The 13,006-nt window shown below is 36.4% G+C and carries 14 protein-coding genes and 1 pseudogene; all 15 read left to right on the plus strand.

The window, feature by feature from the left end:
* The first annotated feature begins 46 nt into the window (after positions 1 to 46).
* On the plus strand, positions 47 to 337 hold the full coding sequence (locus tag M028_RS0120160) for a hypothetical protein (RefSeq protein WP_026575481.1): 291 nt from the start codon (positions 47 to 49) through the stop codon (positions 335 to 337).
* Between the two features lie 737 nt (positions 338 to 1,074).
* On the plus strand, positions 1,075 to 1,557 hold the full coding sequence (locus M028_RS0120165) for a DUF2975 domain-containing protein (protein WP_026575482.1): 483 nt from the start codon (positions 1,075 to 1,077) through the stop codon (positions 1,555 to 1,557).
* A gap of 10 nt (positions 1,558 to 1,567) precedes the next feature.
* Positions 1,568 to 1,789: a helix-turn-helix domain-containing protein gene (locus M028_RS0120170; RefSeq protein ID WP_026575483.1), complete on the plus strand. Its 222-nt coding sequence runs from the start codon at positions 1,568 to 1,570 to the stop codon at positions 1,787 to 1,789.
* 99 nt (positions 1,790 to 1,888) lie between these two features.
* On the plus strand, positions 1,889 to 2,677 hold the full coding sequence (locus M028_RS0120175) for a DUF817 domain-containing protein (protein ID WP_026575484.1): 789 nt from the start codon (positions 1,889 to 1,891) through the stop codon (positions 2,675 to 2,677).
* 91 nt (positions 2,678 to 2,768) lie between these two features.
* Positions 2,769 to 2,840: pseudogene (locus M028_RS33655) on the plus strand (cell wall hydrolase); the annotation flags it as partial.
* A 189-nt stretch (positions 2,841 to 3,029) separates the two neighbouring features.
* Positions 3,030 to 3,530: a hypothetical protein gene (locus M028_RS0120180; RefSeq protein ID WP_026575485.1), complete on the plus strand. Its 501-nt coding sequence runs from the start codon at positions 3,030 to 3,032 to the stop codon at positions 3,528 to 3,530.
* Positions 3,531 to 3,604: 74 nt separating this feature from the next.
* The gene (locus M028_RS32935) at positions 3,605 to 3,769 is read left to right on the plus strand and encodes a hypothetical protein (protein ID WP_155925668.1); all 165 of its coding nucleotides are present in this window, start codon (positions 3,605 to 3,607) and stop codon (positions 3,767 to 3,769) included.
* Between the two features lie 65 nt (positions 3,770 to 3,834).
* Entirely contained in the window at positions 3,835 to 4,230 is a 396-nt protein-coding gene (locus M028_RS0120190; protein WP_026575486.1) for a VOC family protein, read from the plus strand.
* A 207-nt stretch (positions 4,231 to 4,437) separates the two neighbouring features.
* Positions 4,438 to 4,860: a GNAT family N-acetyltransferase gene (locus tag M028_RS0120195; RefSeq protein WP_026575487.1), complete on the plus strand. Its 423-nt coding sequence runs from the start codon at positions 4,438 to 4,440 to the stop codon at positions 4,858 to 4,860.
* Between the two features lie 159 nt (positions 4,861 to 5,019).
* Positions 5,020 to 7,620, plus strand: coding sequence for a phosphoenolpyruvate synthase (ppsA, locus tag M028_RS0120200; RefSeq protein WP_026575488.1), 2,601 nt, complete (start codon positions 5,020 to 5,022; stop codon positions 7,618 to 7,620).
* 139 nt (positions 7,621 to 7,759) lie between these two features.
* Positions 7,760 to 8,326 carry a DUF4256 domain-containing protein gene (locus M028_RS0120205; RefSeq protein WP_026575489.1) on the plus strand — a complete coding sequence of 189 codons (567 nt, stop codon included), beginning with the start codon at positions 7,760 to 7,762 and terminating at the stop codon, positions 8,324 to 8,326.
* Between the two features lie 1,127 nt (positions 8,327 to 9,453).
* The gene (locus M028_RS0120210; protein WP_035424221.1) at positions 9,454 to 10,251 is read left to right on the plus strand and encodes a putative protein N(5)-glutamine methyltransferase; all 798 of its coding nucleotides are present in this window, start codon (positions 9,454 to 9,456) and stop codon (positions 10,249 to 10,251) included.
* 912 nt (positions 10,252 to 11,163) lie between these two features.
* Positions 11,164 to 11,712 carry a GNAT family N-acetyltransferase gene (locus tag M028_RS0120225; protein WP_026575493.1) on the plus strand — a complete coding sequence of 183 codons (549 nt, stop codon included), beginning with the start codon at positions 11,164 to 11,166 and terminating at the stop codon, positions 11,710 to 11,712.
* 69 nt (positions 11,713 to 11,781) lie between these two features.
* Entirely contained in the window at positions 11,782 to 12,183 is a 402-nt protein-coding gene (locus tag M028_RS0120230) for a hypothetical protein (protein WP_026575494.1), read from the plus strand.
* A 69-nt stretch (positions 12,184 to 12,252) separates the two neighbouring features.
* The gene (locus M028_RS0120235; RefSeq protein ID WP_026575495.1) at positions 12,253 to 12,822 is read left to right on the plus strand and encodes a dihydrofolate reductase family protein; all 570 of its coding nucleotides are present in this window, start codon (positions 12,253 to 12,255) and stop codon (positions 12,820 to 12,822) included.
* Positions 12,823 to 13,006: the final 184 nt, after the last annotated feature.

Below are 13,006 nucleotides of genomic sequence, written 5' to 3' on the forward strand. Positions count from 1 at the left end.
GTTAAAGCGAATAATAATATAAACATGTTTTGAAAGAGGGAAACTATTGAAAAAACTGGCACTGCTATCCCTTATTAGTCTATTGTTTCTTACTGCATGGGTGAAGCCACAGGAAGTCGTGTCCTTTTTACGACCTGTTGCAAAGAACCTGAAACAAAATACACATGTTCCTGTAATCCTACCCACTTATTGGAGTGAACTACCTGGGAAATCAAAAAAGCATACGTCTGTTAGGGTGCATGCGTATGAAAATAGGTATATGATTTATTTTGTCTCCATGGATAAACGTTATCGTGCAAACGATTCAGCATTATTTCATCCTCCAGGCTTCCGTTAAGGAGTGCATTCTTATTAAAAGGCACAAGAATTGACGTATGAATTGGCATACGTCATTTTCTTTATTTATCAAGGTTTCTACCTTTGACATAGCAATTGATATCATTATTATGATGGACAATAAGTAATGTACAATTGGAAAAATAAGGTCAAACTTCTGTCATTTGCAGCACCGTTTATAGATTAGGGGATTAGGTTAAGCACCCGATCAGAAAATAAACGGAACAATTTCGCTTAATTAGAAATATTGATAAAAAAAGCTTTAAATAGAGGAAGATTTTTCTTCTATTGACTCGAAAAACGTGAAAATGGGGGATTTTTTTTGCATAATCGGAAAACCTTCCTTTATTTACCCCGAAATGAGCTCCATTCTACATTTAACCGAAAAATCTCCGCTTATTTTCTTTTTCTGCTTACTAGATTAAGGACAAGACTTCTTTTAAAAAGTAGTGAGTTTTACCCAAGAATCCAAGAGAACCTCAATCGGATGCATTACGGTAAGGTTTTTGTATCTTTATTAAGGCGAGTTTAACTTTTTTATATACCAATAACGATGCCAATACGAATGTTCTTTAGTAGGTAGTATTTTAAGAAAAGCACCTCAAAACGTAACCCTTTATTTATAATGAAAAATTCAATTTACAATAAAAACATCATTAAAGGTGATAAAAATTTATTGTAAATCGATAAACGATGTGTTAAGTTCAAAATAACCATAAATCAGTGAGGTGTGCTTTTATGAAAAAAGGAACAACATTATTTTTAAAGATAACGGTTATTCTTATTGGGATCCCCGTTCTTGCTTTGTGCATCTTTTTGGTGCCTGACTTAGGGAATCTTGCAGCAAAATTGCTTCCAGAGTTTGCTTTTATAAAATATCTCGTTTTCCTCGTTTTTTACGCATCAGCGATTCCTTTTTACTTTGCCTTGTATCAGGCTTTCAAACTTTTACATTATATTGATAAAAATAAAGCGTTCTCGCAAATTTCTGTAGAAGCATTAAAGAAAATCAAATACTACGCCATTGCAATCAGTACCTTGCACGTGCTAGTCGTGCCGCTTTTTTATCTTTTTGCGGAGAAGGACGACGCCCCGGGTGTCATTTTTGTCGGATTGGTTGTTCCTTTTGCTTCCATGGTGATAGCAGTTTTTGCGGCGGTTCTCCAAAGGCTTTTACAAGAGGCGATTGATATAAAATCAGAAAATGATTTAACGGTCTGAGGTGAAAACAATGGCGATAATAATTAATATTGATGTGATGCTGGCTAAAAGGAAAATGAGTGTAACGGAGCTTTCAGAGAGGGTTGGAATAACGATGGCGAATCTTTCTATATTGAAAAATGGAAAGGCAAAGGCGATTCGATTATCAACTTTAGAGGCAATTTGTAAGGCTTTAGATTGTCAACCAGGAGATCTTTTAGAATATCGAAGTGATGGAGACACCCAAGAATAATAAAATGGGGATATTTAACATTAAAAAGATTAAGGGGAGTTCATCATGAATATAACCATTCAAAATGTTTCTCGGAAAAAACCTTTGAAGGCCCTAATCATGAGAGCACTAAAACAACTTGTACGTTTTGGTTGGGAGCAAGCACTATCCTGTTTGTTTCCTGTCGTGATTTTTGCGTCGTTTGCTATTACAAAAATTATGCCACTTCCCTTTCTGCAAAGGTATGATTGGCTTCTTATCATCTGTCTACTGATGCAGTGGGCGATGGTGCGTTCGGGCCTTGAAACATGGGATGAACTAAAGGTGATCACATTGTTCCATCTGATTGGCCTTGGTCTTGAGCTTTTTAAGGTACATATGGGCTCCTGGTCCTATCCAGAGGAAGGATATTTCAAAATTTTTGGAGTGCCTTTGTATAGCGGATTCATGTATGCAAGTGTAGCGAGTTATCTTTGCCAGGCATGGAGGAGATTAAAGGTTGAACTGGTTAAGTGGCCGCCGTTTTTGGTGGTTGTACCTCTTGCAGCAGCCATTTATTTGAATTTTTTCACTCACCATTACTGGATGGATATTCGCTGGTGGTTATCTGGTCTTGTAATGATTGTCTTTTGGCAATCTTGGGTCACATATGAGGTGGATGGGACTCGTTACCGTATGCCACTTGCACTGTCTTTTGTACTCATCGGTTTTTTTATATGGATAGCCGAAAATATCGCAACGTTTTTTGGAGCGTGGCAATATCCAAACCAAGTTGGCGCATGGAGTATGGTTCATCTAGGAAAGGTGAGTTCATGGCTTTTATTAGTGATTGTTAGCTTTCTTATCGTAGCGACATTAAAGCAGATTAAAGGGAAAGATTCCGTTCGGATAGATGGTAAATCAATTTAAATAACTGTTTAGAAATTTTTTGAACTTCAAAATAGAACCCGATAACATAATAGAGGCTTTTTATCATACATTTAAATCGGGGGTGAATAGGATGCCAAGAGCAAATTATAGAACATCGGATGTTAGTCTGATGGCAAGGATGATGCGAGCAGAAGCCGAAGGAATGTCCTGGTGCGTATAGTTGGTAAAAACTAATCCCACATATTTGTGGGATATTTTATTTTTCTTCATAAAAAACTAGTGTGATTCCTAATAGTTGCTCTCAGAGTGCAGGTTAATTGAACACTTGTTATAAAAATTGGTATTATTGGAATTATAGGGAAACCTTAATTTGTTTAAGGGGGGGTTATTTTTGCAACGAAAATCTATGGTTTTGATATTCTTGTGTATCCTTTTTTTGCTTGGAGGTTGCTCTAAAAATAAAACGGTAGATAGTAAGTTAACTTTACCTGAGGATATTCCAGATTTTGTTAGTGGGAATGATTTTGAAAACATTGATTGGGATAAAAAAGCCGGTACTTTTAATGGCAATATTATCGGGAATAAAAATAAATCAGGGGTTATTGGTGCCGATATGCCAAGCATAAACATTAACCAGAAATGGATGTGGCATCTTTGGGCAAATGATAATCCCATAGGAACTAAACTAACCGTCATTGGGTTTCACAGAGAAACGAGAACTGTGCATCAAATTTTAACAACAGGTTGGACAATCGATCTTGGTGGAAAGAATAATGGAGCAGATGCACACGTACCTTCAAGTGTAAACATTCCAGAGGCAGGAGAATGGGCAATATTGCTTTATACGGATGGAAAATTATTTGATACATTAATTTACGAAATTAATGAGTAAGAAGTATGTTTTAGTATATTGTTCATTATTGCTCTAAATTTTATAGAGAAAAAATATTAAGAGGGGGGAAAATTATGAAAAAGGAAGGACTTGAATACATAAAGGTTGCAAGTTTTGTTATAATAGCGATTAGTTTATCAATTCTTCCTTGGAACTCCTCGAAGGAGGCATCAAATCTCCAAAGAATTGAAGGACCATTGTCTTACATTACTGATGCACTGCATCATATTGGAGAATGATAAAATAGTTTTGTGGGAGCTTTTTTCTATTTGTGATCGTACATATATTTTGGAGGGGGATAAAAATGGAAAAGGTAACACCGTTTTTAATGTTTCAAGAAGGCAACGCGGAAGAAGCAATGAATTTTTATACTTCCATCATTGAGGATTCTCAAATTATAAGCATTTCTAGATATGGAGCTAATGAAGCTGGACCAGAAGGCACCGTAATGCAGGCTACTTTTACCTTGAAAGGGCAAGAAATTATGTGTATTGATAGTTTTGTGAAACATCAGTTCTCTTTTACACCTTCTTTTTCACTATTTGTTACTTGTAATACAGATGAGGAACTTGTTAATCTTTATGAGAAACTGGGTGAAGGTGGGCAAACACTTATGCCTTTAAACAATTATGGTTTCAGTAAAAAGTTTGGGTGGGTAAATGACCGCTTCGGAGTTTCGTGGCAACTAAATCTTCAATAGCGAATGTTTAAGAAAATTAATAAAAAAACAACATTAGGTAAAGGGGTATTACTTCAATAAGAGTAATACCTATTTTTATCTAGATGAAATGAAACTGAGGATTTTCTTATCTATCATAATGGTCCCAACTTTAATATTTGTAGCCCGGTTCGTTCTAAAATATATAATGAAAATGGTAGAAATACGTGCAGTTATGGGGTGGTATATATGGATATAGAAATTCATAGTGATTTTTCCAATGCAAATCTCGATGAAATGAAGGAAGTTTATGTCTCTGTCGGGTGGACGAAGCATTCAAATGAGATTATTAAACAAGTTTTCGAAGCAAGTAATGTCATAGCTTTAGTGAAAGTAAATGGAAGAATTATTGGAATGGGTAGAGGGATGACAGATGGGGTTTTTAATGCTGCAATTTATGATGTAGTTGTTCATCGAGATTTTCAAAGACTAGGAATAGCTAAAAAAATTATGGAGTTTTTACTTGATCAGCTAAATCATGTTTCTTGTGTACATTTAATATCTACAGAAGGTAACGAAGGATTTTATCGAAAACATGGATTTAAAAAGCTGAAAACTGGAATGGCGAGGTATTTAAATCCAAGTCTAAGTGATCAATATTTAGAGTGTTAATTATTTTATAACGGATGCTTTGCTTCAATATGGCAAGGCATTTTTTTATTTACTCTTCCTACTTTAATTATACCATTTAAAAAATGGTTAATATAGACTTTTTATTCCCATTCAGTACTGCTAAAATCAAAAGAACATGAATGGGGAGGAGAGATATGAATGAGTTCTTTGGTTCTCGGTTTTCAGGAGATAGATAAAACACTGCTTTTGCTCGTTGGCGGAAAAGGGTTAAATTTGGGGGAATTATCAAATATTCAAGGAATACCAGTACCAGAAGGATTTTGTGTGACAACAGTGGGATTTCAAAAAGCGATCGAACGAAACGAAATGTATCATGCTTTGTTGAATCGACTAACTATGCTAAAAGTAGATGATCGAGATCAAATTGGTGAAATCAGTAAGAGGATTCGACAAATGCTTATGGAGGTAGAAATTCCTTCCGACGTTGTGTGTGCAGTTGCTGACTATCTCTCCCAGTATGGCGATGAACATGCATATGCAGTTCGTTCTAGTGCGACCGCTGAAGATTTACCATATGCCTCTTTTGCCGGTCAACAAGACACCTATTTAAATATCATCGGAAAAGAAGCCATCTTGCAGCATATTCGAAAATGTTGGGCTTCTCTATTCACGGATCGTGCAATAATCTACCGTATACAAAATAGAGTTGACCATAGTCAAGTTTATTTATCCGTTATCGTCCAAAGGATGGTTTTCCCAAAGGCTTCAGGAATTTTATTTACTGCTGATCCGATTACTTCTAACCGAAAATTACTATCCATCAATGCCAGTTTTGGGCTTGGAGAAGCTCTGGTCTCTGGCTTGGTATCCCCCGATTGTTATAAAGTACAGGAAAATAAAATCGTCGATAAGATGATATCAACCAAAAAATTAGCTATCTATGGACGAAAAGAAGGCGGAACAGAGTCCGTTCCGATCGATCCTGATCAGCAAAGGACACAAACACTTACTGACCAACAAATTTTACAACTAGCACGCATCGGAAGACAAATTGAAGCTTATTTTGGTTGTCCACAAGATATCGAATGGTGTTTGGCTGATGATACTTTTTATATTGTCCAGAGCCGTCCAGTCACGACTCTTTTTCCCATCCCTGAAGTGAATGATCAAGAAAACCACGTATTTATATCTGTCGGCCATCAGCAAATGATGACCGACCCTATCAAACCATTGGGATTGTCTTTTTTCCTCTTCACAACTAATGCACCGATGCGGAAAGCCGGTGGAAGGTTGTTTGTTGATATCGCACGTCAATTGGCTTCGCCAGCTAGTAGAAACATGTTATTAAATATGATGGGACAACACGATCCACTCATGAAAGACGCCATTATGAGCATCATTGATCGTGGAGATTTTATAAAATTATTACCAAATGAAAATGAAGCACCGAGGCCCGTTAGTGGCAATATCGATAGGCTGGCACAAATCGAAAACAATCCAACCATCGTTTCTGATTTGATGAAGAAAAATCAAACATCCATAGAAGAGTTAAAACAAAACATCCAAACGAAGTCAGGATCTGATTTGTTTGATTTTATTCTAGAAGATATACAGGAATTAAAGAAGATTTTATTTGACCCACAAAGTACAGCAGTATTTATGGCTGCTATGAATGCTTCAACATGGATCAATGAAAAAATGAACGAGTGGTTAGGAGAAAAAAACGCAGCAGACCAGGTATCTCAATCTGTACCAAACAATATTACTTCGGAAATGGGTCTGGCTCTATTGGACGTTGCAGATGTGATTCGTCCTTATCCAGAAGTAATTGATTATTTACAACATGTAAAAGATGATAACTTTTTAGATGAACTGGTTAAGTTTGATGGTGGACAGGAAGCTAGAGGCGCAATAATAGCTTATCTCAACAAATACGGAATGCGATGTGCCGGAGAAATCGATATTACCAGAAGCCGTTGGAGCGAAAAACCAACTACACTTGTCCCCTTGATTCTCGGCAACATCAAAAACTTTGAGCCGAATGCTGGCAAGCGCAAATTCGAGCAAGGGCTTCGTGTTGCTTTGGAAAAGGAAAAAGAGTTATTAGACCGGTTGAAACAATTACCGGATGGTGAACAAAAGGGCAAAGAAACAAAACGAATGATTGATCGAATCCGGAATTTCATCGGCTATCGTGAGTATCCAAAATACGGCATGATTCATCGCTATTTCGTTTATAAGCAGGCAATACTAAAAGAAGCTGAACAACTCGTGCAAGCGGGCGTTATCCATGAAAAAGAAGATATTTACTATCTCACTTTTGAAGAACTTCGCGAAGTCGTACGAACAAATAAACTGGATTCCTTGATCATCAGCAAACGAAAAGACGAGTATCAATTATATGAAAAACTGACTACTCCGCGTGTGATCACATCTGATGGTGAAATTATTGCAGGTAAATACGAACGAGAAAATCTACCAGCCGAAGCGATTGTAGGTCTACCTGTTTCTTCCGGAGTGATAGAGGGGAGAGCACGTGTCATCTTAAACATGGAAGATGCTGATCTAGAAGATGGAGATATATTAGTCACCTCCTTTACTGACCCTAGCTGGACACCATTGTTTGTATCCATAAAAGGCTTAGTCACGGAAGTTGGCGGACTGATGACACATGGAGCAGTGATTGCACGTGAATATGGCTTACCAGCCGTGGTCGGAGTAGAAAATGCTACCAAACTGATAAAAGATGGGCAACGGATTCGCGTGCATGGGACAGAAGGATTTATTGAAATATTGTAATTTAGGAAGCCTTTTTTTTGAACAAGTGGGTAGCCTTTATCTAAGAAGGATTAATGCTTCTTTTTGTTGAACTTTATTGAAGTAGCCGATCACTTAGTCCATAACCATTATGAATAAATACAAAAAGGGGGATATGAATATGACAAATAGAAATAAGGAGTTGCCACTAGAAGAACGTGAAGAATTACTTAGAGCATTGAAAGCTCGCTTTGAGAAAAACATGAACCGCCATATTGATCTTGAATGGGCTAAAGTCCAAGTAAAGCTAGAAGCTAATACTGAAAAATTGTGGTCGCTCAATGAAATGGAGAGAACTGGCGGTGAACCCGATGTTGTTGGTTATGATAGAAAGAAGGACGAATTTGTTTTTTATGACTGTTCAGCGGAAAGTCCAATAGGTCGAAGAAATGTTTGTTACGACCGTGAAGCGCTGGAGTCAAGGAAAAAACATAAACCAGAAAATAACGCGATTGATATGGCTGCTGACATGGGCATTGAGCTTTTAACGGAAGAACAATACCGCGAGTTGCAGAAACTTGGAAATTTCGATACGAAAACATCAAGTTGGGTAAAAACCCCTGATAATATAAGAAAACTCAAAGGGGCTATCTTTTGTGATCGTCGCTACGACACTGTCTTTGTTTACCACAATGGAGCAGAATCCTACTATGCGGCCAGGGGCTTCCGTGGCTCGCTAGTGGTCTAAATTTTACTTAGACAGCTAAATTTGAATTTTAGAATGAATCACTTGGGGAAAGACCTTATTTTTATTCTTATCTGGCATAAATCCTAATGGGTTAAATAACTGCTGTTGGTCTACATACATATTAGGCTAACAGAAAATATTGTTTAAGATATCGGCTGTCATTTAGGCAGCCGATTTTTTTATATGGACTCATATTCTTTTTAAATTCAACGCGAATAAAGCATCCAAATGTAAAACAGTTGAGTAATTACTTGAGGCTGTTTTCACAAAGGTTGTTGTTTTTAGAATAGTTTAGAGGGCCTGTTGATTCGGACTCGATCGGCTTTGAAATCACCATCCCTGTCTGAATCAGGGCTCCATTCGGACTTGAGCGGCTTCGAAATCAACATCACTGTCCGAATCGGGGCTCCATTCGGACTCGGTCATCTTTGAAATCAAAATCCCTGTCCGAATCAGAGTTCCATTCGGACTCGATCATCTTTGAAATCAAAATCCCTGTCCGAATCAGGGTACCATTCGGACTCGATCAGCTTCTAAATCAACATTCCTGTCCGAATCAGGGCTCCATTCGGACTCGGTCATCTTTGAAATCAAAATCCCTGTCCGAATTAGGGTACCATTCGGACTTGAGCGGCTTCGAAATCAACATCACTGTCCGAATCGGGGCTCCATTCGGACTCGATCATCTTTGAAATCAAAATCCCTGTCCGAATCAGGGTACCATTCGGACTCAATCAGCTTCGAAATTAAAATTTCTGTCCGAATCAGAGTTCCATTCGGACTCGGTCATCTTTGAAATCAATATCCCTGTCCGAATCAGAGCTTCATTCGGACTCAATCAGCTTCGAAATCACCATCCCTGTCTGAATCAGGGCTCCATTCGGACTCAGTCGTTTTCGAAATCAACAACCCTGTCTGAATCAGAGCTCCATTCAGACTCGATCGCCTTGGAAATCATCAGCTTTGAACAATAGTATTTATGCGATAAATTTAGTAGGAGAGCATCAAAGTATACGAAAATAGCCTTATTGATTTAACTGAAGTTAGTTTAATAGGAGAGGGATATTTCTTTTAATTCTTGAATAAAGATGATAAAAAAAGAAGTGGTGAGATAAATAGGACAGAAAATGACGTTCTCTTTAGATAGTAAGATAGAAAAAGGCATAATCGATAAACTACGGAGTGAAGGTTGTATTTTTGCTGAAGAGGAAACACAGTTACTGATCTCAGAAGCTAGCAGTGTAGAAGATTTAATGAAAATGGTAGAAATTCGTGCCAGTGGATTACCACTTGAATACGTACTTGGATTTACAACGTTTTGCGGCCTACGGATAGTAGTAGAACGGGGAGTTTTTGTACCCCGCCAACGTACAGAGTTTTTGGTCCAGCAAGCAGAAGCATTAACCCGTATCGATGATATTGTTGTTGATTTATGTTGCGGGTCGGGTGCTGTTGGTGCTGCAATCGCAACTGACTTGCATAAAATTTTATTGCATTCCGTTGATATCGATCCAGTCGCAGTACATTGTGCCTCCCGTAACATAGCAGACCTTGAAGGACACGTTTATGAAGGGGACTTGTACAATGCATTGCCCCGTTCATTGAGAGGTCGTGTGAACATAATAGTGGCCAACGTACCATATGTTCCGACTGATGCAATAAAGCTGCTCCCTCAGGAGGCACGTTTATATGAACCAAAAGTGGCACTTGACGGAGGAGAGGACGGACTAGACCTCCAGCATAGGGTAGCGGAAGAGGCTACTCACTGGCTTGCTCCTGGAGGACATCTTTTGGTAGAGACGAGCAAAAGGCAAGCAGCTAAAACCTTTGAAATCTTTTCTAATGCTGGACTCATGGCCGAAATAGTGAGGGATGAAGAATTAGATGCAACAGTTGTTATAGGAACAATTTCATACAAAGGGTAACAACAAAATAAGACCCCTGTTCAAATAACGGATGCGCTTAAAAATTCAATCCCTCACTATTTTAATAGAAATTTATTTGACCAATATCTTTTCGCTAACAATCCGTACATAGCGAACTAAAGTTGAATTGATCATATAATTACCATGTTCATTGTTCACAATAAAGTATTTGTTATGATCCATCTTCTCAATTATTTCTTGTTCAACATCATCTTTCTTCACATCTAATTCTTTTATCAATTTTTCGGTAATTATTTCATGATCAAACGTATAGCAAACTGTAAATTCCTTCAACATTAATTTTCCTTTCTATTATCATGATGATGACAAAAAGAACGTCATCTTTTGAAAAAGTACATTTATAAAATTCATATATGTTAAGAGATTCGTTATTATTTAGTTTTGCCTTTCAAAGACCTTACACATGAAACTACAATCCATAGTGAAATAATGATGGATAGTATACCTGCAATTTCATTACTTACCCGATGCTTCTGATTTAAAAAAATCTCATACGTACCATAGACAAAACCTAAACAAATTAATAGTATGTCATGTATAGAAACCTTCATTTCTTTACTCCTTTACCCAAATGAAAGAGGAAAGCGAATTCCTATCAGGATTTTATGTAACAATTATGTAACATTGTTGTAATAATTGATATAGTTTTGATGAATTTTTTTAAAATAGATTCTAAAGAATCATTTTTTAACACATTTTGTTATTAATGTAGTTCAAAAGTATTAGTTATATGTTGATAGGGTCTTTAGTAAAGTGTAAGCTGAAAATGATTTTGCTTTATCATTTTCAAAATTATAAGTATAATAGGATTCCGCTTCAAGTGATTCGGATAAAAGACTCAAATACAATCTGATAATAAATGATTTATTTAAATATGAATGGAGTGTATTTATGGTTATCAACAAGAAAGAATTCAATGTGAAAGAGCTAACCTACACGATTAGATCTGCGATTAAAAGTGATGCCAAAGACTTACCAGAATTAAGATTGCAAATTGATGGAGAAACTGAAAATATGGACAGAGAAAAAGGAGAAGCGTTCATTGACCAAGCTGGTTTTGAAAAAATAATTGAAACAGATACAATCCATCCTAAAAACTTATTTCTTGTTGCAGAAATGGATGGGAGATTAGTAGGGTATTCTCGTTGCGAAGGTAATGATTTAAAAAGATTCGTACATAAGGTGGAATTTGGATTAGGAGTATTGAAGGTTTTCTGGGGATATGGGATTGGGAAAAATCTCATGAAAGAAACGATTACTTGGGCTGACGAGAACGATATTAAAAAAATTGTGTTATATGGTGTTCTGGAAACGAATAATAAAGCGATTGAACTGTACAAAAAACTCGGTTTTGAAATTGAAGGCTTAATGAAAAAAGATAGAATCCTTTCTGATGGAAAATACTATAATACGTATATAATGGGAAGATTTCAAGAATAATTCCAAAACTAACGAGTACTTCATAAATACATTTTTAGATTTTTAAAAATAAAAGGTGGAGATTAAGTAATGACAGTTATGAAGGCAAAAACATTGGGAATATCAATTAAGTGCCAACCTAAAAAAGTTTATGAATACATAACAAATCCTGAAAACCTTTCAGAATGGGCAATAACATTTTCTTTTTCAGTCAAAAAGTCTGCGCGCGGTGAATGGATTGTAGAAACTCCAGAAGGCGAAATGAAAATCGAATATGTTGAAAAGAATGATTTTGGAGTGGCAGACCATTATGTAATCACACCACAAGGGCAAAAAATATATAATCCAATGAGAGTGTTCCCGAACAATTCCGGATGTGAAGTGATTTTTACTATATTTCAGGTTTCTGGTATGTCTGATGTTAAGTTTTTAGAAGATGCAAAGATGGTGGAACGAGATTTAAAAAGCTTAAAAAATGTGATGGAAGCGTAAATTAAAAGCATTACTGATCAAATGAGGGGGCAGAAGAATCAAAATCTGAGGATAAAAGGATGTATAGTTGTGACAAATAACGTGAAACAGAGAAGAATAATTTTAGATTTAGCAGTTACTTTAGATGGTTTTATTGAAGGGAAAAATGGAGAAGTTGATTGGTGTATTATGGACCCTGAAATGGGGTTTACTGATTTCTTAAATCAAATTGATACGATTTTATATGGTAGAAAAAGCTACGATTTATGGGGACAATATATTCCGAAAAATGAAGACCCTGATACCGAAAAGGAAATTTGGAAATTGGTTCATAGTAAAAAGAAATATGTTTTTTCCAGAACACAAAAAGAGACTGGTGATCAAGCAATATTTATAAATGATAATATTCTTGAAGAAGTAAATAAATTGAAGAAAAAGTCCGGAAAAGACATCTGGCTATATGGTGGAGCAAGTCTCATTACAAATTTTATAAATTTGGGGCTTGTTGATGAATTTAGATTATCTATTCACCCTGTTGTTTTGGGAGAAGGAAAACCGTTGTTTATTGATTTAAAACAGAGGATAAATTTAAAATTGGTTAATACAAGAACATTTTCCTCAGGCGTTGTGCAAATAATCTATCATTGGAATGCTGACTAAACAATCTTTCATTCCATGGTAATACTCGACAGTAGTTTCACCTATTGAACTTAAGGGGAATCCATAAATAATGGGTTCCCCTTAATATTATGGAATTATCAACATTAAATACTAACAGAGCCGTTCTATTAAATGTTGTAGGAAATTTAGTTTACCCCCAATTTTGTTAATTACCCCAAAACTG

The sequence above is a fragment of the Bacillus sp. UNC438CL73TsuS30 genome, from assembly GCF_000482325.1.
Lineage (GTDB): Bacteria > Bacillota > Bacilli > Bacillales > Cytobacillaceae > Neobacillus.